Origin of the sequence: Pseudomonas sp. AM14(2022), from assembly GCF_036346455.1 — a bacterium.
Taxonomy (GTDB): domain Bacteria; phylum Pseudomonadota; class Gammaproteobacteria; order Pseudomonadales; family Pseudomonadaceae; genus Aquipseudomonas; species Aquipseudomonas putida_A.
Genome location: NZ_JAOTNY010000005.1, coordinates 227,681 through 253,526 on the forward strand (window position 1 = coordinate 227,681; position 25,846 = coordinate 253,526).

Here is a 25,846-nt window from a genome sequence, read left to right on the forward strand (position 1 = left end):
TTCGCCAGATTTTTGCGAATGGCGTGCAAGTGCCATTCAGTCCGGCACGGCCCCTGCATTCATTAGCCCGCTCGCCAAGCTAATGCCGGGCTATCTCACCGACTTCGGAAAAACTGCCGAACCTGCGCCTCTACCGTCGGTCAGACCGTCTAGGCTCAGACAATTCCCCGCTCGCTCGAGGTCCTATCGATGACTCAAGAACCACTAGTTCGCGAAGCAGAGGTGGCCGCATTCCGCGATGCCGTCCTGACCAAGCTCACCTATGCAGTGGGTAAAGACCCGGATCACGCTTTCGACCATGACTGGTTCGAAGCCATTGCCCTGGCGGCGCGCGACCACATGGTCGAACACTGGATGGACCACACCCGGCAGATCTACCGCAAAGGCCAGAAACGGGTGTATTACCTCTCGCTGGAATTTCTCATCGGTCGTTTGCTCTACGACAGCCTGAGCAATCTCGGCCTGCTCGACGTCGCGCGTGAAGCGCTGACCGAACTGGGCGTCGATCTCGAACGCATCCGTCTGCTGGAACCTGACGCGGCACTCGGCAACGGCGGCCTTGGACGTCTGGCGGCGTGCTTCATGGAAAGCATGTCGACCCTCGGCATCGCCGGACACGGCTACGGCATTCGCTACGAGCATGGGCTGTTCCGGCAGGCCATCGTCGATGGCTGGCAGCAGGAACAGACCGAGCACTGGCTGGATTTCGGCAACCCGTGGGAGTTCGAACGTCCGGAAGTGGTGTACTCGATCGGCTTCGGCGGCAGCGTCGAAACCGTCACCGATGCCAGCGGCAAGACCAAACAGGTCTGGTCACCAGCGGAAACCGTACGCGCGATTGCCTACGACACGCCGGTGGTCGGCTGGCGCGGGGCGAGCGTCAACACCTTGCGCCTGTGGCGTGCGCGCGCCATGGAAGATCTGCACCTGGAGCGTTTCAACGCCGGTGACCACTTGGGTGCCGTCGCCGAAGTCGCCCGCGCTGAAAGTATTTCCCGCGTGCTTTATCCGGCCGACAGCACTGAGGCCGGGCAGGAACTGCGCCTGCGCCAGGAATACTTCTTCGTCGCCGCTTCCTTGCAGGATCTGCTGCGTCGTCATCGCAACATGCATACCTCGGTGCTGACCCTGGGCGATCACGCGGCGATCCAGCTCAACGACACCCACCCTTCGATTGCCGTTGCTGAATTAATGCGGCAACTGGTCGACGTCTACGACGTGGCCTGGGATGCGGCGTGGCAAGTCACCGTCGACACCCTGTCGTACACCAACCACACGCTGTTGCCCGAAGCGCTGGAAACCTGGCCGGTCGGCCTGATGGAACGCATGCTGCCGCGGCACATGCAGATCATTTATCTGATCAACGCCCAGCACATCGACTCGCTGCGCGCCAAAGGCATTCACGATTTCGACGTGCTGCGCGCGGTGTCGCTGATCGAGGAAGACAACGGTCGCCGAGTGCGCATGGGCAACCTCGCGTTCCTCGGTTCGCACAGCGTCAACGGCGTATCCGGGCTGCACACGCAGTTGATGCGCAAGACCGTGTTCGCCGAACTGCACAAACTCTATCCGGAGCGGATCAACAACAAAACCAACGGCATCACCTTCCGCCGCTGGCTGTTCCAGGCCAACTCCGAACTGACCTCGATGCTGGTCGACTCCCTCGGTCCGGAAGTGCTGGATAACCCGGAAGAACGCTTGCTCGACCTCGAACCGTTCGCCGAGCAACCCGCCTTCCGCAAAGCCTTCGCCGAACAGCGCCTGCACAGCAAAAAGGCCTTGGCCTATCTGATTCACGAGCGGCTGGGGATCGCGGTCAATCCGGCGGCGATGTTCGACGTGCAGGTCAAACGGATCCACGAATACAAGCGCCAGTTGCTCAACCTGATGCACACCGTGGCGCTGTATCAGGCAATTCGTGCCGAGCCGGAAGTCGACTGGGTACCTCGGGTGAAAATCTTCGCCGGTAAAGCGGCGGCCAGTTATCACCAGGCCAAACTGATCATCAAGCTGACCAACGACATCGCCCGGGTAGTGAACAACGACCCGACAGTGCGTGGTTTGCTGAAAGTGGTGTTCCTGCCCAACTACAACGTCAGCTTGGCGGAAAGCATCATTCCTGCGGCGGACTTGTCCGAGCAGATTTCCACGGCCGGGTTCGAAGCCTCGGGCACCAGTAACATGAAGTTCGGCCTCAACGGTGCGCTGACCATCGGCACCCTCGACGGTGCCAACGTGGAAATGTGCGAGCGCATCGGCGCCGAGCACATGTTCATCTTCGGCCTCAGCGCGCAGCAGGTTGAAGCGCGCAAGCAGAACCACGAGTTCAGCGCTGCACCGGACATCGCCGCGTCGCATCGTTTGAGCGACGTGCTGCAAGCGATCCGCAGTGGTGTGTTCTCGCCGGATGACACGTCGCGCTACACCGGGCTGATCGATTCGCTGGTGGACTACGATCGCTTCCTGGTCTGCGCTGACTTCGATTCCTATTGGGAAGCGCAAAAACGCGTCGATGCGCACTGGCACGACGCCAACAACTGGTGGCGTTCGGCGGTGCTCAACACGGCGCGGATGGGCTGGTTCTCGTCCGACCGGACGATTCGCGAGTACGCCACGGATATCTGGAAGGCACTGGAGTGATTTTCTGCAACAAATGTGCGTAAGGCCCAACGATTGTTGGGCCGGATCGATATACTGAGCGCCGGTTACCGGGCTGTTCAGTCACCACTGATCCAATGTAGGAGTGAGCCTGCTCGCGATAGCGCCGTCACATTCAACAGCTTCGTTGACTGACAAATCGCTATCGCGAGCAGGCTCACTCCTACAAGGGTTTGTGCCTAGACTGAAGCAACTGTCGGGATTGCCCCGCCTTGGGGCTGCTTAGGGATATCGACCATGCAATGGATGTTCATGTTGATCGGGCTGCTGCTCGGCTGGCTGCTCGATGAGTCGTTCAGTGCCGCGCTGCTTGGTGCACTGCTCGGGCTTGCGATCGGGCAAACGCTACGCATCGCCCGGCTTGGCTCGCAGGCCACCGACCAACAGCGTCAACTGGAACAGGCCAAGGTCGCCCTGCAAGCCGTCGAGCAGCGTCTGTTTCTGCTTGAAGGTGCCAGCTTGCGCAGCACGCCGCCGAGCGTGGCGCCGATGCCGGACGCCATCGTTGAGCCGATCATCGTCGCCGAACAATCATCCTCCCCCACGCCGGATCTGGTCTGGGAACTGCCACCCGAACTCGAACCGATGTCTACCGTTGCCAGCGAAACCAGCCAGCCGCTGCCGGCGGATGTCTGGCGTCTGGATGCTGTTACCGACGAGCCAGCAGCGCCGGCACAGCCTGCCGAACCTCGTGGCCCGAACCTGATCGAGCGTGGCATCAGCGCTGCGCGTGACTGGCTGTTCGGTGGCAACACCGTGCTGCGGGTTGGTGTGGTGCTGCTGTTTTTCGGTCTGGCGTTCCTGCTGCGCTACGCCACCGAGGGCATGGTGGTGCCGATCGAACTGCGTTATGCCGGCGTCGCGGCGGCGGCGTTGGCCCTGCTGGCACTGGGCTGGTGGCTGCGTACGCGCAACAGCAGTTATGCGCTGATTCTGCAGGGCACCGGGATCGCTGTGCTGTACCTGGCGGTGTTTGCGGCGATGCGTCTGCATCCGTTGCTCGATCCGTCCGCCGCGCTGGGGTTGCTGGTGGCGGTCACGGTGTTCTCGGCGATTCTCGCCATCACTCAGGATGCGCTGGGGCTGGCGGCGGCTGCAGCATTGGGCGGTTTCGCCGCGCCGATCCTGACCTCGACCGGGGAGGGCAACCATGTCGCGCTGTTCAGCTATTTCGCGTTGCTCAATGCCGGCATTCTCGCCATTGCCTGGTTCAAGGCCTGGCGCCTGCTTAACCTGATCGGGTTCGTCGGCACGTTCGGTATCGGCTTCGCCTGGGGCCTGCGCTCCTATGCGCCCGAGTTGCTGTGGAGCACCGAGCCGTTCCTGATTCTGTTCTTCCTGATGTACCTGGGCATCGGCCTGTTGTTCGCCCGACGCAAGTTGCTCGACATGCCCGATGCGCCAGCAGACGGCGATCGCGAGGCGCTGCTGCACTGGTCGGCGCGCAAGGGCGACTACGTCGACGGCACGATGCTGTTCGGCCCGCCGATCGTGGGCTTCGGTCTGCAGTTTGCGCTGGTGCAGCACCTGGAGTTCGCCGCTGCGTTCAGCGCACTCGCACTGGGCGTGATCTACATGGGCCTGGCCCGGGTGTTGATGGGCGGCCGCGCCTTGTTGCTGGGTGAAACCTGTCTGGCGCTGGGGGTGATTTTCGCCAGTCTGGCGATCCCGCTGGGCCTCGATGCGCGCTGGACTTCGGCGGCGTGGGCAGTGGAGGGCGCGGGGATTTTCTGGCTCGGCCTGCGTCAGCATCGGCCGTTCGCCCGAGCGTTTGCCCTGCTGCTGCAACTGGGGTCGGCGCTGGCCTTTCTCAGTCAGTTGCGGGTTGGCGAAAGCAGCCTGCTCGACGGCGCACCGCTGGGGGCGTTGATGCTCGGCATCGCGCTGCTGTTCAGTTTCTATCAATTGCGCAAAGCCTCGGCGGAACAGGCTTCGCCGTGGGAGCGCCAGGGTTTGCCGGTGCTGGCGGCACTGGGCCTGACGTTCCTGTATTTGCTGGCGCCGTTGTTTTTCTTTGTTCAGCTGACAGCGATCAGTTGGGCCTTGGCCGGATTGGTGACCTTGTTCGTCGGTCTGCGCCTGCAATCGCGCACGTTCCTGTTCACCGCGTTCACTGTGCAGTTGCTCGGTGGTGCGTTGTTCCTGTTGCGTCTGCAAGGTGCAGGTGAGGATTCGGCGGCCGTGTTCAGCGCCGGGTGGAGCGGTTTGCTCAGCGCATCCGTGATCGGTCTGGCATTGATCGGCGGGATGCTGCTGGCGGCGCGCGACGAGATGGTGCGCGGCGATGTGCGGCTGCTGCGCGGCTTGTCGGTGGTGTTGCTGGCGGGGTTGGTGCTGATCAATCTGGCGGTGCTGTTCGTGCTGCCGTGGCAAACCGCAAGTGCGGTGTGGGCGGCGAGCGGTCTGCTGATCATCTGGCTGAGCCTGTACCTCAAGCAGCGCGTCAGTTTTGTTTTCGGCCTGTTGTTGCAGTTGATCGGTGGCGCGGCATTCTTGTTGGCCGGCCCCGAGCTGCTCGGGCCGCTGTCCAGCGAAGGTCTGCGGCCGTTGGCCCATGGCGGCTTCTGGACGCCGCTGGTGCTGGGGCTGGCCGCGCTGGTCGGTGCCTGGCGCCTGCAATTGGGCAATCACGCCTCGGCCTTCGATGCGCTGAGTTTGCAACGCCTGTCTGAAGTGCTGCTGGTGTGGGGCGCCGGTTGGTGGGCGTTGGCGTGGGTCAGTGAGGTGCTGCGTTTTGCGCCGTTGAGTCTGCAGGCGCCGCTATTGCTGCTGGTTGCTGCGCTGAGTGTGGCGCTGTGGACGCTGTTGGCGCTGCGCCTGAAATGGCCGGCGCTGGGCCTGCTCTGCACCTTGCTGATTCCGGCGGCGGGGCTGGTGTTGCTGGCGGCGTGGCATGCGCGTTATCACCCAGCGGCGAATTTTGGTTGGCTGGCGTGGGTATTGGTGTTCGCCGTGCATTTCTTCAGCCTGCGGCGTCTGGCGCCGATGCTACTGGCACGCGCCTTGAGCACGGCGCACGTGCTGGGTTGCTGGCTGCTGATCGGCGTACTGGCGCTGGAGCTGCGCTACGGTCTGCTGCTGTTGTCCGAGCAATACAACGCCTGGCGCTGGCTGGGCTGGGCGATACTGCCGAGCCTGTATCTGCTGTTGGCGGCGGCTCCGCGCAACTGGCCGTGGCCGGTGGCAGCGTTCCCGCGGGAATATCGTTTGTACGCCGCCGCGCCGCTGGCAGTGCTGATGCTGGCGTGGTTCTGGCTGGCCAACGGCGTTAGCGACGGTAACGCCGAACCGCTGCCGTACGTGCCGCTGATCAACCCGCTGGAATTGGGCCTGCTGTTCGCCCTGTTCGGGGTGTACGTGTGGTCGCGCCATGCGGTGACGCAGTTTGCCCTGCGCAAGGATTACGCCGAGTACGCCACACAACTGGTCGCCGGGGTTTCGCTGTTCGCTTTCTGCACCGCGCTGGTGACCCGCGCTGCGCACCATTGGGTGGGCATTCCGTTCGAGCTGGATCTGCTGCTCGAATCGATGCTGGTGCAGGCCGGGTTGTCCATCGTCTGGACCCTGATGGCGTTGGGGCTGATGATCGGCGGACACCTGCGTCACCGGCGCGAAGTGTGGCTGATCGGCGCGGCGTTGATTGCGCTGGTGGTGGCAAAGCTGATTTTTGTCGAATTGAGCAACCGTGGCGGACTGGCCCGGATCGTCTCGTTTATCGGCGTCGGCGTGTTGCTGCTGGTGGTGGGCTATTTCGCACCGCTGCCACCGAAACGTGTCGAAGCCGAACCGGTGGCGGACAAACCCGTGCCGGATACCGAAGGAGTTTCATCTTGAGTCGCATGCTGAATCTGGGGTGGTTGGCGCTGGGCGTGGTGATGGCTGCTGGCGCGCAGGAAAAACCGGCGGACTTCGCCACGCAGGTGCCGCTGACGGTGAGCGGCAACGGCCCGTGGTATCGCCTCGACCTGCCGCTGAGCGCACAATTGCAGGCCCGCCAGACCGATCTCAGCGACCTGCGCGTGTTCAACGCCGCCGGCGAACCACAGGCCTACGCCCTGGCCCGGGAATCGGCGCAGACTCGCGACGACGGTCAGTTGCATGAGGTGAAGTGGTTCCCGCTGTACAACGCCGCCGATGCCAGTGAGCGTGCGCCGAACGTGCGCGTGCAATCGACCACCACCGGCACACTGGTGGAAGTGCAACCGTCGACTCAGCTGGAGGCTGGTGAAGAAGTGCTGCGTGGCTGGCTGCTCGATGCCAGTGCGATCAAGGCGCCGCTGCAGCAGTTGATTCTCGACTGGACCAGCGAGCGCGACGGCTTCCAGCGTTTCAGCATCGAGGCCAGTGATGATTTGCAGCATTGGCAGGCGTGGGGCGAGGGGCAGGTGGCACGGCTGACCTTTTCCGACGAGCGCATCGAGCAGCATGAGGTGGCGCTGCCGGGGCAATCGGCGCGCTATCTGCGTCTGCTGTGGGATGCGCCAACCTCGGCGCCAATCCTCACGTCCGCTCAACTGAAAAGCAGCGATCCGCGTAACGTGCCGCTGCCGTTGGTCTGGTCGCAAGCGCTGGCGGGCAACAGCACCAAGTCCGGTGAGTACATCTGGCAATTGCCGATGGGCCTGAATGTCGAGCGGGTGCAAGTCGAGCTGAAACAACCGAACAGTCTGGCTCCGGTCACACTCGCGGGCCGGCGCGAAAGCAGCCTGCCGTGGCAGACGTTGAGCAACGGTTTGCTGTATCGCCTGACCCAGAACGGTCAGGACGTGGTGCAAAACGAATTGCAGTTGTACGGGCAAACTGTGCAGCAGTTGAAACTGAGCGTGGACGAGCGCGGCGGCGGTCTGGGTGAGCAGGCACCGAGCCTGAAGTACGCGGTGCGGGCGACCCAGGTGATTTTCCTCGCACGGGGTGACGGGCCTTACAGCCTGGCGCTGGGCAATCCGACGGTGAAAACCGCGAACTTGCCGCTGAGCACGCTGATTCCGGATTTCAAACCGCAGAAGCTCGCGACGCTGGGCAAGGCGACGGTGCAGGGTGAGGTGGTTGCCACTCAGGCTGCGCCGGCGACTACGGCGGCAGTAGCCGAGACCAACTGGAAGAAAATCGGCCTGTGGGCGGTGTTGCTGGTGAGTGTGGTGTTCCTCGGGGCGATGGCGGCGAGCCTGTTGCGCAAGCCGCCGACCAATTCCTGAGAATGGCTGGCGCTGCGCGCCATTCGCGAGCAAGCCCGCTCCCACAGTTGACCGAGTAGCCCTGATGGATGCGATCACTGTGGGAGCGGGCTTGCTCGCGAAGGCGTCCGGTCAGCCGACAAAGATTTCTGTCCGGACGTTTGCGCCACGCACCACCCGTCCCGTTTCGAACTACGCTCAATCCGGTACCTGAACTCTCTCGACCCGATCACGTCTGATACAAGCAATTGCGCCCCAATGCACGTTACCGGGCGTCATCGCTCGCTACGTTTTCAGACTCCCTGTAAACTGCGCGGGTTTTTAGCCCCCCATTCCACCGGAGCCGTCCATGTCCCGCGTTACCCTGAGTCGCTATTTGATTGAGCAGACCCGCAGCAATAACACTCCTGCCGATCTGCGCTTCCTGATCGAAGTGGTGGCGCGTGCCTGCAAAGAAATCAGCCACGCCGTGTCCAAAGGCGCCCTGGGTGGTGTTCTGGGCAGCATGGGCACTGAAAACGTCCAAGGCGAAGTGCAGAAGAAACTCGACGTGCTGTCGAACGAAATCCTGCTCGAAGCCAACGAATGGGGCGGTCACCTGGCCGGCATGGCGTCCGAAGAAATGGACAATGCCTACCAGATCCCGGGCAAATACCCGAAAGGCGCCTACCTGTTGGTATTCGACCCACTGGACGGCTCGTCGAACATCGACATCAACGCTCCGGTTGGCACCATCTTCTCGGTACTGCGTTGCCCGAACGAATACCTGAGCCAGAACGAGCCGCTGAACGAAAAAGCCTTCCTGCAGCCAGGCACCCAGCAGGTTGCCGCCGGTTACGCGATCTACGGCCCGCAGACCATGCTGGTGCTGACCCTGGGCGACGGCGTCAAAGGCTTCACCCTGGACCGCGAAATGGGCAGCTTCGTACTGACCCACGAAGACATCACCATTCCTGAAACCACCCAGGAATTCGCGATCAACATGTCCAACCAGCGCCACTGGGAAGCACCGGTGCAACGCTACGTCAGCGAACTGCTGGCCGGCGAAGAAGGCCCGCTGAAGAAGAACTACAACATGCGCTGGGTCGCGGCGATGGTGGCCGATGTGCACCGTATCCTGACCCGTGGCGGTCTGTTCATGTACCCACGCGACAGCCGTGAGCCATCCAAGCCGGGCAAACTGCGTCTGATGTACGAAGCCAACCCGATGTCGTTCCTGGTGGAACAGGCCGGCGGCGCGTCCACCGACGGTCACCAGCGTATCCTCGACATCCAGCCGGAAGGCCTGCACCAGCGCGTAGCGGTGTTCCTCGGCTCAAAAGAAGAAGTCGCCCGCGCCACGGCTTACCACAAGGAATAAACCATGACTGCGCCCTGGCAGCCGTTGCTCGATTGGTGGTTCGGACATGCCGAATCACCGGACGAGATTGCGGCTGACAAGGGCAAGTTGTGGTTCGGCAAGAAAGACAGCCAGGACCTCGAAGCGCGTGAGCGTTTCGGGGTCTTTGTCGATCAGGCCCTCGCCGGCGAATTGACCGAGTGGACGCAACGTCCGGAAGGTTGGTTGGCGGTGGTGTTGCTGCTCGATCAATTGCCGCGAATGATCTTTCGCGACACTCCCAAAGCGTTTTCCGGTGATCTGCGCGCGCAGAAACTCGTCGCCCAAGGCATTGCGGCGGACTTCGACCGGCAACTGAAGCCGATTCAGCGGGTATTCATTTATCTGGTGTTCGAACACTGCGAAAACCTCGCGGTGCAGAACGAAGCCGTTTCGCGCTTTATCGATCTGCTGGCTGAACAGCCGGAAGCCGAGCGGGCGGTGTTTGCCGACAATCTGGACTATGCCGAGCGGCATCAGAAAGTGATTGCGCGGTTTGGACGGTTTCCGCATCGCAATGCGGTGTTGGGGCGGGAGTCGACGGCGGAAGAACTTGAGTTTCTCGCCGGGCCAGGTTCCCGATTCTAAACTTGCGTTAAGGCTGCTGCCGTCTTCGCGAGCAAGCCCGCTCCCACAGTGCCTCATGGTGGAACACACATTGTGTTAACACCGAAGATCCCTGTGGGAGCGGGCTTGCTCGCGAAGAGGCCAGTGGCCGCGCCTTAGATCCTGAAGCTGCCTACCAACTGCTTCAAGCGCGCCGCCTGTTGCTCCAGATCCGAGCAAGCGCGCAAGGTCGCCTGCAGGTTCTCGACACCTTCCTGGTTCAGCGTATTGATCTCGTTGATGTCGACGTTGATCGATTCGACCACAGCCGTCTGCTCCTCAGTCGCGGTAGCCACCGACTGGTTCATGCCGTCGATTTCGCCGATGCGCTGGGTCACGCTGCCCAGGCGTTCGCCGGCCTGGTTGGCGATGCCGACGCTGCTTTCGCTCTCGCGCTGGCTCTCGGTCATGATGCTGACTGCCTGGCGTGCGCCGACCTGCAGTTCTTCGATCATCTTCTGCACTTGCTGCGCCGAATCCTGAGTGCGGTGGGCGAGGTTGCGCACCTCGTCAGCGACCACGGCGAAACCACGGCCAGCCTCACCGGCGCGGGCCGCTTCGATGGCAGCGTTTAGCGCCAGCAGGTTGGTCTGCTGCGAGATGCTGGTGATCACTTCCAGAATCTGCCCGATGTTCACCGTGTTGCTGTTGAGGGTTTCGATGTTGCCGCAGGAGTCGCTGATTTTTGCCGACAACTGCTGCATCGCGTGGATGGTTTTATCCACAACCTGCTGGCCGTCGACCGCCAGGCTGCGCGCATCGCTGGAGTGCTGCGAGGCGAGGGCGGCGTTCTGAGCGATTTCCTGAGCGGCGGCGCCGAGCTGGTTGATCGCCGCGGCCACACTGTTGGTGCGACTGGCCTGCTGGTCGGAGTTGTACATCGACGAGTTCGACGCGGCAACCACGCGCAGGGCGACTTCGTTAACCTGGCCGGTGGCCGAGGACACCTCGCGGATCGAAGTGTGAATACGTTCGACGAAGCGGTTGAACGACAGACCCAGCGCGCCAAATTCGTCGTGGCCGTGGATCACCAGGCGTTTGGTCAGGTCGCCTTCACCTTCGGCGATGTCGTGCATGGCGCGGCCCATGGTCAGCAGCGGTTGCATCAGCACGCGGATCAGCATGCCGAGCAGGGCGATGATGATCACCACGGCGATCACCATGGCGATCAGCGCCGAGGTGCGGAATTCGCTGAGCATCGAGAACGCGGTGTCTTTGTCCAGCACCAGCGCCACGTACCAGTCGGCCGATGGCACGCCGTTAACGCGGGTGAACGAGATCAGTTGAGTCTTGCCGTCGAATTCGACTTCTTTCAGGCCCGGGCTGACTTTCGGTGCGCCGTTTGGATAAGCCTCGGCGAGGGTTTTCAGAACCAGTTTGCTGTCCGGGTGAATCAGAATCTTGCCATCGGCGCTGACGATGAACGCATGGCCGTGGCCACCAAAGTTGAGCGAGTTGATGATCGCGCTGACGCTGGTCAGGTCGATGTCCGCGCCGGCCACACCGATCATCTGACCCTGACGCTGCACCGGGGTGGCGACGGTGATCACCAGTTTGCCCGACGAGGCGGCGATGTAGGGTTCGGTGACGATGGTCTGTTGGGCGCTGTTGGCTGCCTTGTACCAGCCTCGGGCGCGCGGGTCGTAGTCCGGCGCGCGATTGCCGGCGGGTACCGAGAACATCACACCGTCAGCGCCGCCGAAGTAGCTGAGCTGGAAATTGCCGGTGTAGGCGGGCAGGTCGATGATGCGCTTGAGGCTGGCCGGGGCGCTGCCGTCGGCGGCGACCTGCTGCGACAGCGATTGCAGCAACTGGATGCGGCTTTCCAGCCAGGTCTGGATGTTGCTGGTGGTCAGGCTGCCCAGTTCCTGCATCGAGGCTTCGGTACTGCTGTTCAGGGCTTCGCGTTGTCGATAGTCGTTGAACAAAATGAAACAGGCGAACGCAACGGCCACCACTAGGGCGGCAGCCAACAAGATCTTGTGGCTGAATTTCATGTTTCTGGTCATCGAATGAACTACCGCGAAGGGGCTGGTCGAGAAAGGGCGGCAATTTGCCACACTCGGGGGCTTTGCGCTGCTCTTATTTCGACCGCCGCGCGCCAAAGATTAGGCGTCTTTGATGAAATGCGACGAAATGCTCAATAGCCGCACAAAGTGTCTGATTTACCGGTAAATGCCAGACGAGCGGAGCGATAAATAGCCCTTTCTGAAGGGAACCAGATGAGGGTTTTCTCTTCTAAGCTTCTGGTTGGCACCATGCCATCCCCCTTCCGCTCCAGGAGTTACTTCATGTCGCTGCGATCTATCGCCCTTCTGACTTTTTGCGTGCTGTTGGCCGCGTGCAGCAAGGTCAATCAGGAAAACTATTCCAAGCTTTCGGCCGGCATGGCCAAGGCCGAGGTTGAGACGCTGCTCGGCAAACCCACCGACTGTTCGGGCGCGCTCGGCATGTCCAGTTGCACCTGGGGCGATAAAAACAGCTTTATCAGCGTGCAGTACGCCGGTGACAAAGTGCTGATGTTTTCCGGCCAAGGCCTGAAGTAAACCGGGGCTATGCGCCCACGGGAGAAAAATAATGAAGCGGTTATTGTTCGTCCTTTTTGCCGGCCTGGTACTGGCCGGCTGCGCCACCCACGGTGAAGATCCGCTGGCGCCCAAGACGGCTCACAGTGTCAATCTCAAGCGTTATCAGGGCACCTGGTATGAACTGGCGCGCCTGCCGATGTACTTCCAGCGCAACTGCGCGCAGTCCGAAGCCCATTACTCGCTCAGACCGGACGGCAATGTCGATGTGCTCAATCGCTGCCTGACCTCCGACTGGCAGTGGGAAGAAGCCAAAGGCAAGGCTTATCCACAGGTGCCGGGCAAGACCGACAAGTTGTGGGTCGAGTTCGATACCTGGTTCTCGCGCTTGATTCCGGGTGTGGCGAAAGGCGAATACTGGGTGTTGTACGTCAGCGACGACTACAAGACCGCCATCGTCGGCGACCCGAGTCGCAAGTACATGTGGTTGCTGTCGCGCACGCCGACCGTCAACGGTGTGGTGCGTGAGGAGCTGCTGAGCAAGGCCCGTCAGCAGGGTTACGACACCACGCGACTGATCTGGCGGGCGTCGGATCGGCAGATGGCCAAGACTTCGAACTAAAGGTCACCACAAATCAAATGTGGGAGCGAGCCTGCTCGCGAAGAGGGCGTGTCAGTTAACAAAAATGTTGCTGATACACCGCTTTCGCGAGCAGGCTCGCTCCCACATTTTTGTTTTGTGTCAGCCTAAAAGTTCGCGCAGAACCTGGGTGAAGGCGCGTGCGCTTTCCTCTTCGCCCGCGTGCCGGCCATCGCGCACCACCCACTGACCATTGACCAGCACATCGCGCACCTGGCGATCGCCGCCAGCGAACAGCCAGCGATTCAAGATCCCGTCGCCGCTGGCCGTCGCCAGATACGGATCATTCCCATCGAGCACGATCCAGTCGGCACGCTTGCCGACTTGCAGCGCGCCAATTGGCTGCCCCAAAGCCTGGGCGCCGCCGTCCAGCGCTGCGTCATACAATGTGCGTCCGACCATCGGCTGATCCGCGCCATACAAACGGTTACGCCGTTGATCACGCAGACGCTGGCCGTATTCCAGCCAGCGCAATTCCTCGACCACGCTGAGCGAGACATGGCTGTCGGAACCGATGCCCATGCGTCCGCCCTGGGCGAGGAAATCCACCGCCGGGAAAATCCCGTCGCCCAGATTCGCTTCAGTGGTCAGGCACAGTCCGGCGATGGCGCGACTTTTGGCCATCAGCGTGACTTCTTCCGGGTTGGCGTGGGTCGCGTGAACCAGGCACCAGCGCTGATCGACTTCGGTATTTTCGTAGAGCCATTGCAGCGGACGGCGACCGCTCCAGCTCAGGCAGTCATCGACTTCCTTCTGTTGTTCGGCGATGTGAATGTGCACCGGGCACTGCTTGTCGCTGGCGGCCAGCACTTCGCTGATCTGCTGCGGGGTGACCGCGCGCAGCGAGTGGAAGCACAGACCCAGTGATTGCGCTTTTTGCTGAGCCAGTAATGGCTGCAAGCGCGATTGCAGACTCAGGTAATTTTCGGTGCTGTTGATGAAGCGGCGCTGCCCATCATTGGGCGTCTGGCCGCCGAATCCGGAATGGCTGTAGAGCACCGGCAGCAGGGTCAGACCGATGCCGCTTTCGCTCGCTGCCTGACTGATGCGCAGTGCCAGTTCGGCCGGATCGGCATACGGCTGACCGTTGTTGTCGTGGTGCACGTAGTGGAATTCAGCAACCGAGGTGTAACCGGCCTTGAGCATTTCGATGTACAGCTGACGGGCGATCACGCCGAGCTGCTCCGGGCTGATTTTTCCGACGAGGCGATACATCAAGTCACGCCAGGTCCAGAAACTGTCGTTGGGATTACCAGCCACTTCCGCCAGCCCGGCCATCGCGCGCTGGAAGGCGTGGGAGTGCAGATTGGGCATGCCCGGCAGCAGCGGACCGCTCAGCCGTTCGGCGCCGTCTGCGGTGGAATCGGCCTGAATCTGGGTCAGCACGCCATCGGCGCTGACCTCAAGACGTACATTGTTGGCCCATCCGTTAGGCAGCAGCGCGCGTTCGGCAAAGAAAGCGGACATGGTTCAGCACCCCATCGTGTGTTATTTGTATATACATATACAGACGTTTGCCTGCCCGGTAAACTCCGGCAAGCTAGCAACCTTCATCCAATGAACAGGGATCAACCGTGCCGACTCCGCCTCCAGTCTCTCCGTTGGCCGCGAACCTGGGCGACAGTCCGGCGCCCTTGTACGCCCGCGTCAAACAGATGATCACCCAGCAGATCGACAGCGGTAACTGGCCACCGCACTACCGCGTGCCATCGGAAAGCGAACTGGTCAGCCAGCTCGGTTTCAGCCGCATGACCATCAACCGCGCCCTGCGCGAGATGACCGCCGACGGCCTGCTGGTGCGCATGCAAGGTGTCGGTACGTTTGTCGCTGAACCGAAGAGCCAGTCCGCGCTGTTCGAAGTGCACAACATCGCCGACGAAATCGCCTCCCGTGGCCATCGCCACACCTGCCAGGTGATCACCCTCGAAGAAGAGGCCGCCGGTTCCGAGCGCGCGCTGGCGCTGGACATGCGCGAAGGGCAGAAGGTCTTCCACTCGCTGATCGTGCATTACGAAAACGACATTCCGGTGCAAATCGAAGACCGTTTCGTCAACGCACTGGTCGCCCCGGAATACCTCAAGCAGGACTTCACCCTGCAGACCCCTTACGCCTATCTCAACCAGGTCGCGCCACTGACCGAAGGCGAGCACGTCGTCGAGGCGATCCTCGCCGAGCCGTCCGAGTGCAAATTGCTGCAGATCGAAAAAGGCGAGCCTTGCCTGCTGATCCGTCGCCGCACGTGGTCGGGACGGCAGCCGGTGACCGCCGCGCGTTTGATTCACCCAGGTTCCCGTCATCGTCTGGAAGGACGCTTTCATAAATGAGTCAGGTAAAGGTTTTACGCGCTGAAGGCTACCCGCGCATGCCGTGGAAAAACGGCGGCGGCAGCACCGAGGAGATTACCCGTGATGCGGGTGCCGGCCTCGATGGTTTCGGCTGGCGCCTGTCGATTGCCGACATTGCCGAGTCCGGTGGTTTCTCGACCTTTGCCGGTTACCAGCGGGTGATCACGGTACTGCAGGGCGATGGCATGACCCTGTGCGTCGATGGTGATGACACACGCCCATTGTTACCGCTGGATCCGTTTGCGTTCAGCGGCGAAAGCCAGGTGTCCTGCACCTTGCTCGGCGGCGCGATCCGCGACTTCAACCTGATCTACGCGCCGCAGCGGTACAGCGCGCGGTTGCAGTGGCTGGATGGCGAGCAGCGGTTTTTCAGCTCGGCGACGACGGTGCTGGTGTTCAGTGTCAGTGAGCTGCTGCAAGTGCAGGTCGGTGACAGCACTGCGCAGCTGGGTCGGCATGATTGTCTGCAACTGGACAGTAACACCGGGCTGGTTGAAGTGGCGGTCAATGCGGGCTGCTGCGTGATTGAGCTGACTGCGCGCTGATCCTTCTGCTCATATAAAACACATTCTGGCGAGGGAGCTTGCTCCCGCTGGGCTGCGAAGCGGCGCCATTTCGGTAAATGCCGGAATGGGAGTCCTTCGGCCTCCAGCGGGAGCAAGCTCCCTCGCCACAATTGCATTTCAATCCTGTTTCCCTCGGCGCACCAACTTGTTACCGAACGCCCCAGCGTGGCGCAAAACCACACTTTCGTAACAGCTGCACACTTCCCTCATACACCTCCGCAAAAATTTTCATTCACGCCGCAACCCTTGTCTCAGGCGCTCTGCAGCCCTGTCCGCAATTTTTCTTGAACGCCCCTCCAGCAAGTTGGCCGCTTGATTGCATATGCTTGTATGTACAAGTAAAGACGTATGCGTATGAGTCCGCAGCGTCCACTGATTCGCTTGTCGCGCATTGAGGCGCGCAGGCTGCTTGCCCACTGCCAGGGTTGGTTTGAATTGATCGCTGAGGAGTCTTTTTCGTGACTGACACAAAACCTACTAAATACCGTGACGTCGAGATCCGCGCTGCACGCGGCAACAAGCTGACCGCCAAGAGCTGGCTGACCGAAGCGCCGCTGCGCATGCTGATGAACAACCTCGATCCGGAAGTGGCCGAGAATCCGAAAGAGCTGGTGGTCTACGGTGGCATCGGTCGCGCGGCGCGTAATTGGGAGTGCTACGACAAAATCGTCGAAAGCCTGACCAATCTGAACGACGACGAGACCCTGCTGGTGCAATCGGGCAAACCGGTCGGCGTGTTCAAGACCCACAGCAACGCCCCGCGCGTATTGATCGCCAACTCCAACCTGGTGCCGCACTGGGCGAGCTGGGAACACTTCAACGAACTCGACGCCAAAGGCCTGGCCATGTACGGCCAGATGACCGCCGGCAGCTGGATCTACATCGGCAGCCAGGGCATCGTTCAGGGCACCTACGAAACCTTCGTCGAAGCTGGTCGCCAGCACTACAACGACAACCTCAAAGGCAAGTGGGTGCTGACCGCAGGTCTGGGTGGCATGGGCGGTGCTCAGCCACTGGCCGCTACCCTGGCCGGTGCCTGCTCGCTGAACATCGAATGCCAGCAGGTGAGCATCGATTTCCGCCTGAAAAGCCGTTATGTCGACGAGCAAGCCAAAGACCTCGACGACGCCCTGGCGCGCATCGCCAAATACACCGCTGAAGGCAAGGCGATCTCGATCGCGCTGCTGGGCAACGCGGCAGAAATTCTGCCGGAACTGGTCAAGCGCGGTGTGCGCCCGGACATGGTCACCGACCAGACCAGCGCCCACGACCCACTCAACGGCTACCTGCCGGCGGGCTGGACCTGGGACGAATACCGCGCCCGCGCCAAGACCGAGCCGGCCGCTGTGATCAAGGCCGCCAAGCAGTCGATGGCCGTCCACGTCAAAGCGATGCTGGACTTCCAGAAGCAAGGCATTCCGACCTTCGACTACGGCAACAACATCCGTCAGATGGCGCAAGAAGAAGGCGTGGAGAACGCGTTCGACTTCCCAGGCTTTGTACCGGCCTACATCCGCCCACTGTTCTGCCGTGGCATCGGTCCGTTCCGCTGGGCGGCGCTGTCGGGTGATCCGCAGGACATCTACAAAACCGACGCCAAAGTCAAAGAGCTGATCCCGGACGACGCGCACCTGCACAACTGGCTGGACATGGCCCGCGAGCGCATCAGCTTCCAGGGGCTGCCGGCACGTATCTGCTGGGTCGGTCTGGGCCTGCGCGCCAAGCTCGGTCTGGCGTTCAACGAAATGGTGCGCAGCGGCGAGCTGTCGGCACCGATCGTGATCGGTCGCGACCACCTCGACTCCGGCTCCGTTGCCAGCCCGAACCGCGAAACCGAATCGATGCAGGACGGTTCCGACGCCGTGTCCGACTGGCCACTGCTCAACGCTCTGCTGAACACCGCGAGCGGCGCGACTTGGGTTTCCCTGCACCACGGCGGTGGTGTGGGCATGGGCTTCTCGCAGCACTCGGGCATGGTGATTGTCTGCGACGGTACTGACGAAGCGGCCGAGCGTATTGCGCGCGTGCTGCACAACGACCCGGCGACCGGTGTCATGCGTCACGCCGATGCCGGTTACCAGATCGCTATCGACTGCTCCAAGGAGCAGGGGCTGAACCTGCCGATGATTACCGGTAAATAAACGCAATTCTGTGGGAAATGCTTTTGGTGGGAGTGGGCTTGCTCACGAACGCGTTGGATCAGTCAGCACATGTTTCGAATGTGCCGGCCCCTTCGCGAGCAAGCCCGCTCCCACCAAAAGCCGCCCGCGCAAGACGCTCAGTGAACTCGAATAACAATCCACAGAGGTTGAATCATGGCTGTAACCCCCGATCGTGCAGGCAACAAACCGTTGATCGAAAGGCGTTCGATCGACTACATCCCGGAAGCGGAAAGACACGGTCGTCTGTTGAGCCAGTTCACTCTGTGGATGGGTGCGAATCTGCAAATCACTGCGATTGTCACCGGGGCCCTGGCCGTGGTGCTGGGCGGTGATGTGTTCTGGTCGTTGATCGGTCTGTTGATCGGTCAACTGCTGGGCGGTGGCGTGATGGCGCTGCATGCGGCGCAAGGGCCGAAACTGGGCCTGCCGCAGATGATTTCCAGCCGCGTGCAATTCGGCGTCTACGGCGCGGCGATCCCGATCGTGCTGGTGTGCCTGATGTACCTGGGTTTCACCGCCACCGGTACGGTGCTTTCCGGGCAGGCGCTGGGCCAGTTGTTTGGCGTCAGCGACACGGTTGGCATCCTGCTGTTCGCCAGTGTCATCGTGGTGGTCACGGTGCTCGGTTATCGGGTGATCCACTGGATCGGCCGGGTTGCCAGTGTCATCGGCGTGATTGCCTTTGTGTATCTGTTCAGCCGTCTGCTGAGCCAGGTGGACGTGGGCGCACTGTTGCAGATCCGTCACTTCAGCTGGAGCAGCTTCCTGCTGGCGGTGTCGCTCGCGGCGTCCTGGCAGATCGCGTTCGGCCCTTATGTGGCGGACTATTCGCGTTACCTGCCGAGCAAGATTTCCTCGGTGAAAACCTTCTTTGCCGCTGGCGCAGGTTCGGTCATCGGCGCGCAGGTGGCGATGGTCCTCGGCGTGTTCGCGGCAGCTTCGGCCAACGGCCAGTTCGCCGGGCATGAAGTGGCCTACATCGTCGGTCTGGGCGGCACCGGTGCCACCGCCGCGCTGCTGTACTTCAGCATCGCCTTCGGCAAGGTGACCATTTCGACGCTGAACTCCTACGGCAGCTTCATGTGCATCGCCACCATCATCAGTGGTTTCAAAGGGCACCTGACCGTTACGCGTATGCAGCGTCTGGTGTTCGTGCTGGTGATCGTCGGCGCGGCAACCCTGATCGCCTTGCTCGGTCAGCACTCGTTCCTCGGTGCGTTCAAGTCGTTCATCCTGTTCCTGCTGGCGTTCTTCACGCCATGGAGCGCGATCAACCTGGTCGACTACTACTGCATCACCCGCGAGCGCTATGACGTGCCGGCGCTGGCCGATCCGAACGGTCGCTATGGGCGCTGGAACCTGCTCGGGATCAGCGTCTATGTGTTCGGCGTGCTGGTGCAACTGCCGTTCATCTCCACCAAGTTCTACACCGGCCCGCTGGTGGCCGCCCTCGGTGACGTGGATATCTCCTGGATCATCGGTCTGGTGCTACCTGCTGCCCTCTATTACGTGTGCGCAAAAAAATGGCACGGCTCGGTGCCTGATCAACTGATTCTGCCGGTCGAGCAGAACAGCGTTGTACCACCTGAAAAAAGTGGGGCCGGGCGCGCTGCGGCGCAGGCCTGATTGGACGTGGACAGGGCTGGATGCCTCTTGACTGCCGTAAGCCAATTCATGATTAGGAGCGTCGCAACAATGAAATCGAACAAGACCCTGCTCACCACACTGCTGTCCATGGGCCTGTTGGCCAGTGCCGGTGCCACTCAGGCAGCCGGCTGGTGCGAGTCCGGCAAACCGGTGAAATTCGCCGGTCTGAACTGGGAAAGCGGCATGCTGCTGACCGACGTGCTGCAAGTGGTGCTGGAGAAAGGTTACGACTGCAAGACCGACAGCCTGCCGGGCAATTCCATCACCATGGAGAACGCCCTGAGCAGCAACGACATTCAAGTGTTCGCCGAAGAATGGGTCGGCCGCAGCGAGGTCTGGAACAAGGCCGAGAAGGCCGGCAAGGTCGTCGGTGTCGGCGCCCCGATCGTCGGCGCGATCGAAGGCTGGTACGTGCCGCGCTACGTGATCGAAGGCGACGCCAAACGCAAGATCGAGGCAAAAGCCCCGGATCTGAAAAACATCGCCGATCTGGGCAAATACGCGGCCGTTTTCAAAGACGCCGAAGAGCCGTCCAAGGGCCGTTTCTACAACTGCCCGGCGGGCTGGACCTGCGAGCTGGACAACAGCGAAATGCTCAAAAGCTACGGCCTGGAAAACAGCTACACCAACTTCCGCCCGGGCACCGGCCCGGCCCTGGATGCGGCGGTGCTGTCGAGCTACAAGCGTGGCGAGCCGATCCTGTTCTATTACTGGTCACCAACCCCGCTGATGGGCCAGATCGACGCGGTCAAGCTGGAAGAAAAACCGGGCGTCGACAAAAGCGTGAGCATCAAGGTCGGCCTGTCGAAAACCTTCCACGAACAAGCGCCGGAACTGGTGGCCGTGCTGGAAAAGGTCAACCTGCCGATCGACCTGCTGAACCAAAACCTGGGCCGCATGGCGAAGGAACGTATCGAGTCGCCAAAACTGGCGAAAATCTTCCTCAAGGAACATCCTGAAGTCTGGCATGCGTGGGTCAGTGACGACGCAGCCAAGAAAATCGACGCGGCGCTGTAGGTCGATACCTCCCGGTCAACCGTGAGGCTGGCCGGGAGATATGCCGTAAATCGCTTGATTGAGATTTCTGATTGAGAGCCGCTTATGTTTCCCGAAAGCTTTACCTTTTCCATCGCCGACTGGGTCAACGGTTGGGTCGATTCGCTGGTCACCAACTACGGTGATGTGTTCCGCCACATCTCGGACACGCTGCTGTGGGCCATCGTCAACCTCGAAGGCCTGCTGCGTGCGGCGCCGTGGTGGTTGATGCTGGCGATCGTCGGCGTCGTCGCCTGGCACGCCACGCGCAAAGTGCTGACCACCGCTGTCATCGTCGGTCTGCTGTTCCTCGTCGGTGCTGTCGGCCTGTGGGACAAACTCATGCAGACCCTGGCGCTGATGATGGTCGCGACGATCATTTCGGTGCTGATCGGCATTCCGCTGGGGATCCTCTCGGCGCGCAGCAATCGCTTGCGTTCGGTGCTGATGCCGCTGCTCGACATCATGCAGACCATGCCGAGTTTCGTGTACCTGATTCCGGTGCTGATGCTGTTCGGTCTGGGCAAGGTCCCGGCGATTTTCGCCACGGTGATCTACGCCGCGCCGCCGCTGATCCGCCTGACCGATCTGGGCATCCGCCAGGTCGACGGGGAAGTGATGGAAGCGATCAACGCTTTCGGTGCCAACCGCTGGCAGCAACTGTTCGGCGTGCAACTGCCGCTGGCCCTGCCAAGCATCATGGCCGGGATCAACCAGACCACCATGATGGCCCTGTCGATGGTGGTGATCGCCTCGATGATCGGCGCCCGTGGCCTGGGTGAAGATGTGCTGGTGGGGATTCAGACCCTCAACGTCGGACGCGGCCTCGAAGCCGGTCTGGCGATCGTGATTCTCGCGGTGGTCATCGACCGTATTACTCAGGCGTACGGTCGGCCACGGCATGAGGTGAGCAAATGAATAACGCAACCGTGAGCAAGATCGAAGTCAAAAACGTCTTCAAGATTTTCGGCAACCGTGCCAAGGACGCACTGGCGATGGTCGGCCAGGGCAAGACCAAGGATCAGGTGCTGAACGAAACCGGTTGCGTGGTCGGGGTCAACGACCTGTCGCTGAGCATCGGCACTGGCGAGATCTTCGTGATCATGGGCCTGTCCGGCTCCGGCAAATCGACCCTGGTGCGCCACTTCAATCGCCTGATCGACCCCACCAGCGGCGCGATCCTGGTCGACGGCGTGGACATCCTGCAATACGACATGGAAGCGCTGCGCGAATTTCGCCGGCACAAGATCAGCATGGTGTTCCAGAGCTTCGGCCTGCTGCCGCACAAGACCGTGATCGAGAACGTCGCCTACGGCCTGAAAGTGCGCGGCGAAAGCAAACAGCTGTGCGCCGAACGTGCGCTGCACTGGATCAACACCGTGGGCCTCAAAGGCTACGAAAACAAATACCCGCATCAGCTCTCCGGCGGCATGCGCCAGCGTGTCGGCCTGGCCCGCGCCTTGGCGGCGGACACCGACATCATCCTGATGGACGAAGCGTTCAGTGCGCTGGATCCGCTGATCCGCGCCGAGATGCAGGACCAGTTGCTGGAGCTGCAAAAGACTCTGCACAAGACCATCGTCTTCATCACCCACGACCTCGATGAGGCCGTGCGCATTGGCAACCGCATCGCGATTCTCAAGGACGGCAAGCTGATTCAGGTCGGAACCCCGAGAGAGATCCTGCATTCGCCGGCGGATGAGTATGTTGACCGGTTCGTGCAGCGGCGGGCGGCGGTGGTTTAGTCGACTAAGGGTGAGACTGCTTTTGTGGCGAGGGAGCTTGCTCCCGCTCGAGCGCGCAGCGGTCGCAAAAATTTTGGGCCTGCTTCGCAGTCCAGCGGGAGCAAGCTCCCTCGCCACAGTTGGTGTATCAACAGAATAGGCATGAGGTTTTAGATGTCCCAGGCTGAAAAAATCATCATCACCGGCAGCCCCCTGCGTTGGCAGGACGTGGTCGCCGTCGCCCGTCACGGCGCGCAACTGGAACTGTCCGGCGAGACCTGGGCGCGCATCGAAAACGCTCAGGGCATCGTCCAGCGCATCGTCGAAAGCGGCGAGCGTGCCTATGGCGTCAACACCGGCCTGGGTGGTCTGTCCAACGTCTCGCTGAAGGACGAACAGCTCAGCCAGCTCTCACGCAACACCTTGCTCAGCCACGCCTGCGGCGTCGGCCCGGTGCTGCCTGATGAGCAGACCCGCGCGATCATCTGCGCCGCAATCCACAACTACAGCCACGGCAAATCCGGCATTCACCGGCGGGTGGTCGAAGCGTTGCTGGCGCTGCTCAATCGCGGCATCACCCCGCAGGTTCCGTCGCAAGGTTCGGTGGGTTACCTGACGCACATGGCGCACATCGGCATCGCGCTGCTGGGCGTGGGCAATGTCAGCTATCGCGGGCAGATCACTTCGGCGCAACAGGCGCTGGCCGAAGAAGGCCTGCAACCGGTGCAACTCGGCGCGAAAGACGGTTTGTGCCTGGTCAACGGTACGCCGTGCATGACCGGCCTCAGCTGCCTGGCGATTGCCGACGCGACGCGTCTGGTGCAATGGGCCGATGTGATCGGCGCCATGAGTTTCGAAGCGCAGCGTGGGCAGATCGCCGCGTTCGATGCCGAGATCATCGCGCTCAAGCCGCACCCCGGCATGCAGCAGGTCGGTAGCAACCTGCGCGCCTTGCTCGATGGCAGTGAAGTGATCGCGACCAGTAAAGGCATTCGTACTCAGGATGCGCTGAGCATCCGCTCGATCCCGCAAGTGCATGGCGCTGCGCGAGATCAACTGGAACACGCGATAAAACAGGTGGAAGCCGAGCTCAACGGCTGCACCGACAACCCGTTGCTGCTGGGCACGCCGGACAACTTCCGGGTGATGTCGCAGGCCAACCCGCACGGCCAGTCAGTGGCGATGGCAGCGGATCTGCTGGCGATTGCCATGGCTGAAATCGGCTCGATTGCCGAGCGCCGCCTCGATCGTCTGGTCAACCCGCACGTCAGCGGTCTGCCGGCGTTTCTGGTGGCCAATCCGGGGGTGAACTCCGGAATGATGATCGTGCAATACGTCGCCGCTTCGCTATGTGCCGAGAATCGCCAACTGGCGCAACCGGCGGTGCTCGACAACTACGTCACCTCGGGCCTGCAGGAAGACCACCTGAGCATGGGCACCAGCGCTGCACTGAAGCTGCACCGCGCCCTGGAAAACTGCACGCAGATTCTCGCCATCGAGTACCTGCTGGCGGCGCAGGCCTTTGAATTCCTCAAGGAGCAGCGCTTTGGCGCGGGCACTGATCGGGCGTGGCGTCTGTTGCGTGAAACCGTCCCGGCCTACGATCAGGATCGCTGGCTGGCGCCGGATATCGCCGCCGCTGCCAGCGTGCTGAAAAACCCGAATGCGCTGCACAACGTATTACCGAATCTGCACTGACAACTACCCATACCAGCGTGCCAAGGCGCGGATCGTCCACAAGACGAGAAACGACGGATAACGGAATGCTCCGGAGCGACTGGTAGTTAATAACAATGTTCAAAAGGAGCATTTTAATGACTGCGCTGAACCTGATTCCCGGCCAACTGAGCCTGGCCCAACTGCGTGACGTCTATCAGCAACCGGTCAAGGTGACCCTCGACCACAGCGCTGCGGCGCAGATCGAGGCCAGCGTCGCCTGCGTCGAGCAGATCCTCGCCGAGAACCGCACTGCCTACGGCATCAACACCGGCTTCGGCCTGCTGGCGTCGACCCGCATCGCCAGCGAAGACCTGGAAAACCTGCAGCGTTCGCTGGTGCTGTCGCACGCCGCCGGTGTCGGCCAGCCGATCAGCGATGAGCTGGTGCGCCTGATCATGGTGCTCAAGGTCAACAGCCTCAGCCGTGGTTTTTCCGGCATCCGCCGTGTGGTGATCGACGCGCTGATCGCGCTGATCAACGCCGAGGTTTATCCGCATATTCCGCTCAAGGGTTCGGTGGGTGCATCGGGTGACCTCGCACCGTTGGCGCACATGTCGCTGGTGCTGCTGGGCGAAGGCAAGGCGCGCTACAAGGGCGAGTGGATGGAAGCCGCCGAAGCGCTGAAAGTCGCCGGCCTGACCCCGCTGACCCTGGCGGCGAAAGAAGGTCTTGCGCTGCTCAACGGCACTCAGGTGTCCACTGCATTTGCCCTGCGCGGTCTGTTTGAAGGTGAAGACCTGTTTGCCGGTGCTCTGGCTATTGGCGGTCTGACGGTTGAAGCGGTGCTCGGTTCGCGCTCGCCGTTCGATGCACGTATTCACGCCGCTCGTGGTCAGAAAGGTCAGATCGATGCTGCAGCCGCGTATCGCGATCTGCTCGGTGAGCGCAGTGAAGTCTCCGACTCGCACCAGAACTGCGAGAAGGTTCAAGACCCGTACTCGCTGCGTTGCCAGCCACAAGTCATGGGCGCCTGCCTGACCCAGTTCCGTCAGGCCGCCGACGTGCTGGTGGTCGAAGCCAACGCCGTCTCCGACAACCCGTTGGTGTTCGCCGCTGAAGGCGATGTGATTTCCGGTGGCAACTTCCACGCCGAACCCGTGGCCATGGCCGCCGACAACATGGCCCTGGCCATCGCTGAAATCGGCTCGCTGAGCGAACGCCGTATCTCGCTGATGATGGACAAGCACATGTCGCAACTGCCGCCATTCCTGGTGGCCAATGGCGGGGTCAACTCCGGCTTCATGATTGCCCAGGTGACCGCCGCGGCACTGGCCAGCGAGAACAAGGCGCTGTCCCATCCGCATTCGGTCGACAGCCTGCCGACCTCGGCCAACCAGGAAGACCACGTGTCGATGGCCCCGGCCGCTGGCAAGCGCCTGTGGGAAATGGCCGAGAACACCCGCGGGATTCTCGCGGTGGAATGGCTGGCGGCGGTGCAGGGGCTGGATCTGCGTAACGGTCTGAAGACCTCGGCCAAGCTGGAGCAGGCCCGGGCGATTCTGCGCCGCGAAGTACCGTTCTATGAGAAGGATCGCTTCTTTGCACCGGACATCAATGCGGCGACCGAGTTGTTGGCTTCGCGCTGCTTGAGCGAATTGGTTCCGGCGAAATTGCTGCCTAGCCTGTAATGGCCTCTTCGCGAGCAGGCTCGCTCCCACAGGAGAATG

Annotated in this window: 18 protein-coding genes and 1 pseudogene; 16 read left to right on the plus strand and 3 right to left on the minus strand. The window is 61.6% G+C overall.

Going from position 1 to position 25,846, the window contains the following annotated elements:
• Positions 1-189 precede the first annotated feature (189 nt).
• The 5 genes from V3W27_RS12980 to V3W27_RS13000 all read left to right on the plus strand — a co-directional run bounded on the left by V3W27_RS12980 (position 190) and on the right by V3W27_RS13000 (position 9,798).
• Complete coding sequence (locus V3W27_RS12980; RefSeq protein ID WP_027611270.1) at positions 190-2,640, plus strand: glycogen/starch/alpha-glucan phosphorylase; 2,451 nt, start codon at positions 190-192, stop codon at positions 2,638-2,640.
• 255 nt (positions 2,641-2,895) lie between these two features.
• Positions 2,896-6,492: a DUF2339 domain-containing protein gene (locus V3W27_RS12985; protein WP_330206759.1), complete on the plus strand. Its 3,597-nt coding sequence runs from the start codon at positions 2,896-2,898 to the stop codon at positions 6,490-6,492.
• The gene (locus tag V3W27_RS12990; protein ID WP_247269366.1) at positions 6,489-7,853 is read left to right on the plus strand and encodes a DUF3999 domain-containing protein; all 1,365 of its coding nucleotides are present in this window, start codon (positions 6,489-6,491) and stop codon (positions 7,851-7,853) included. The genes V3W27_RS12985 and V3W27_RS12990 overlap by 4 nt, the downstream gene beginning before the upstream one ends.
• A 328-nt stretch (positions 7,854-8,181) precedes the next feature.
• Positions 8,182-9,192 (plus strand): class 1 fructose-bisphosphatase, encoded by a 1,011-nt coding sequence (locus tag V3W27_RS12995; RefSeq protein ID WP_007961744.1) that lies wholly within the window; start codon positions 8,182-8,184, stop codon positions 9,190-9,192.
• 3 nt (positions 9,193-9,195) lie between these two features.
• The gene (locus V3W27_RS13000) at positions 9,196-9,798 is read left to right on the plus strand and encodes a DUF924 family protein (protein ID WP_115985293.1); all 603 of its coding nucleotides are present in this window, start codon (positions 9,196-9,198) and stop codon (positions 9,796-9,798) included.
• 134 nt (positions 9,799-9,932) lie between these two features.
• On the opposite strand, the gene V3W27_RS28165 is transcribed toward V3W27_RS13000, so the two are convergent.
• The gene (locus V3W27_RS28165; RefSeq protein WP_371260421.1) at positions 9,933-10,697 is read right to left on the minus strand and encodes a methyl-accepting chemotaxis protein; all 765 of its coding nucleotides are present in this window, start codon (positions 10,695-10,697) and stop codon (positions 9,933-9,935) included.
• A 93-nt stretch (positions 10,698-10,790) separates the two neighbouring features.
• A pseudogene (locus V3W27_RS28170) lies at positions 10,791-11,825 on the minus strand (cache domain-containing sensor histidine kinase); the annotation flags it as partial.
• Between the two features lie 282 nt (positions 11,826-12,107).
• Here V3W27_RS28170 and V3W27_RS13010 point away from each other — a divergent pair.
• On the plus strand, positions 12,108-12,362 hold the full coding sequence (locus V3W27_RS13010) for a hypothetical protein (protein ID WP_003220802.1): 255 nt from the start codon (positions 12,108-12,110) through the stop codon (positions 12,360-12,362).
• Positions 12,363-12,393: 31 nt separating this feature from the next.
• On the plus strand, positions 12,394-12,963 hold the full coding sequence (locus V3W27_RS13015; protein ID WP_096794672.1) for a lipocalin family protein: 570 nt from the start codon (positions 12,394-12,396) through the stop codon (positions 12,961-12,963).
• A gap of 120 nt (positions 12,964-13,083) precedes the next feature.
• Here the strand turns inward: V3W27_RS13015 and V3W27_RS13020 are convergent, their stop codons facing one another.
• A complete protein-coding gene (locus tag V3W27_RS13020) occupies positions 13,084-14,448 on the minus strand; it encodes a formimidoylglutamate deiminase (protein ID WP_330206760.1) in 1,365 nt (454 codons plus the stop codon).
• A 188-nt stretch (positions 14,449-14,636) separates the two neighbouring features.
• Here V3W27_RS13020 and hutC point away from each other — a divergent pair, with 188 nt between their 5' ends.
• The 9 genes from hutC to hutH (V3W27_RS13065) all read left to right on the plus strand — a co-directional run bounded on the left by hutC (position 14,637) and on the right by hutH (V3W27_RS13065) (position 25,807).
• Positions 14,637-15,305: a histidine utilization repressor gene (hutC, locus tag V3W27_RS13025; RefSeq protein WP_230679353.1), complete on the plus strand. Its 669-nt coding sequence runs from the start codon at positions 14,637-14,639 to the stop codon at positions 15,303-15,305.
• Complete coding sequence (locus V3W27_RS13030; RefSeq protein ID WP_330206761.1) at positions 15,302-15,871, plus strand: HutD/Ves family protein; 570 nt, start codon at positions 15,302-15,304, stop codon at positions 15,869-15,871. Before hutC ends, V3W27_RS13030 begins: the two co-directional genes overlap by 4 nt.
• Positions 15,872-16,350: 479 nt before the next feature.
• Positions 16,351-18,033 carry a urocanate hydratase gene (hutU, locus tag V3W27_RS13035; protein ID WP_330206762.1) on the plus strand — a complete coding sequence of 561 codons (1,683 nt, stop codon included), beginning with the start codon at positions 16,351-16,353 and terminating at the stop codon, positions 18,031-18,033.
• 174 nt (positions 18,034-18,207) lie between these two features.
• Positions 18,208-19,680 carry a purine-cytosine permease family protein gene (locus V3W27_RS13040; protein ID WP_103368322.1) on the plus strand — a complete coding sequence of 491 codons (1,473 nt, stop codon included), beginning with the start codon at positions 18,208-18,210 and terminating at the stop codon, positions 19,678-19,680.
• Positions 19,681-19,749: 69 nt separating this feature from the next.
• Positions 19,750-20,718 carry an ABC transporter substrate-binding protein gene (locus V3W27_RS13045; protein ID WP_134785230.1) on the plus strand — a complete coding sequence of 323 codons (969 nt, stop codon included), beginning with the start codon at positions 19,750-19,752 and terminating at the stop codon, positions 20,716-20,718.
• An 84-nt stretch (positions 20,719-20,802) separates the two neighbouring features.
• Positions 20,803-21,654 (plus strand): ABC transporter permease, encoded by an 852-nt coding sequence (locus tag V3W27_RS13050; RefSeq protein ID WP_027611284.1) that lies wholly within the window; start codon positions 20,803-20,805, stop codon positions 21,652-21,654.
• On the plus strand, positions 21,651-22,481 hold the full coding sequence (locus tag V3W27_RS13055; RefSeq protein WP_007961757.1) for a quaternary amine ABC transporter ATP-binding protein: 831 nt from the start codon (positions 21,651-21,653) through the stop codon (positions 22,479-22,481). The genes V3W27_RS13050 and V3W27_RS13055 overlap by 4 nt, the downstream gene beginning before the upstream one ends.
• A 153-nt stretch (positions 22,482-22,634) precedes the next feature.
• Positions 22,635-24,158, plus strand: coding sequence for a histidine ammonia-lyase (gene hutH / locus V3W27_RS13060; RefSeq protein ID WP_330206763.1), 1,524 nt, complete (start codon positions 22,635-22,637; stop codon positions 24,156-24,158).
• 116 nt (positions 24,159-24,274) lie between these two features.
• Positions 24,275-25,807: a histidine ammonia-lyase gene (gene hutH, locus V3W27_RS13065; protein WP_330206764.1), complete on the plus strand. Its 1,533-nt coding sequence runs from the start codon at positions 24,275-24,277 to the stop codon at positions 25,805-25,807.
• The last annotated feature ends 39 nt before the right edge of the window (positions 25,808-25,846 follow it).

Coding starts and splice junctions, on each gene's coding strand:
- V3W27_RS12980 (WP_027611270.1), top strand. CDS start 190: ATGACTCAAGAACCACTAGTTCGCGAAGCAGAGGTGGCCGCATTCCGC.
- V3W27_RS12985 (WP_330206759.1), top strand. CDS start 2,896: ATGCAATGGATGTTCATGTTGATCGGGCTGCTGCTCGGCTGGCTGCTC.
- V3W27_RS12995 (WP_007961744.1), top strand. CDS start 8,182: ATGTCCCGCGTTACCCTGAGTCGCTATTTGATTGAGCAGACCCGCAGC.
- V3W27_RS13000 (WP_115985293.1), top strand. CDS start 9,196: ATGACTGCGCCCTGGCAGCCGTTGCTCGATTGGTGGTTCGGACATGCC.
- V3W27_RS28165 (WP_371260421.1), bottom strand. CDS start 10,697: ATGTACAACTCCGACCAGCAGGCCAGTCGCACCAACAGTGTGGCCGCG.
- V3W27_RS13010 (WP_003220802.1), top strand. CDS start 12,108: ATGTCGCTGCGATCTATCGCCCTTCTGACTTTTTGCGTGCTGTTGGCC.
- V3W27_RS13015 (WP_096794672.1), top strand. CDS start 12,394: ATGAAGCGGTTATTGTTCGTCCTTTTTGCCGGCCTGGTACTGGCCGGC.
- V3W27_RS13020 (WP_330206760.1), bottom strand. CDS start 14,448: ATGTCCGCTTTCTTTGCCGAACGCGCGCTGCTGCCTAACGGATGGGCC.
- hutC (WP_230679353.1), top strand. CDS start 14,637: ATGATCACCCAGCAGATCGACAGCGGTAACTGGCCACCGCACTACCGC.
- V3W27_RS13030 (WP_330206761.1), top strand. CDS start 15,302: ATGAGTCAGGTAAAGGTTTTACGCGCTGAAGGCTACCCGCGCATGCCG.
- V3W27_RS13040 (WP_103368322.1), top strand. CDS start 18,208: ATGGCTGTAACCCCCGATCGTGCAGGCAACAAACCGTTGATCGAAAGG.
- V3W27_RS13045 (WP_134785230.1), top strand. CDS start 19,750: ATGAAATCGAACAAGACCCTGCTCACCACACTGCTGTCCATGGGCCTG.
- V3W27_RS13050 (WP_027611284.1), top strand. CDS start 20,803: ATGTTTCCCGAAAGCTTTACCTTTTCCATCGCCGACTGGGTCAACGGT.
- V3W27_RS13055 (WP_007961757.1), top strand. CDS start 21,651: ATGAATAACGCAACCGTGAGCAAGATCGAAGTCAAAAACGTCTTCAAG.
- hutH (WP_330206763.1), top strand. CDS start 22,635: ATGTCCCAGGCTGAAAAAATCATCATCACCGGCAGCCCCCTGCGTTGG.
- hutH (WP_330206764.1), top strand. CDS start 24,275: ATGACTGCGCTGAACCTGATTCCCGGCCAACTGAGCCTGGCCCAACTG.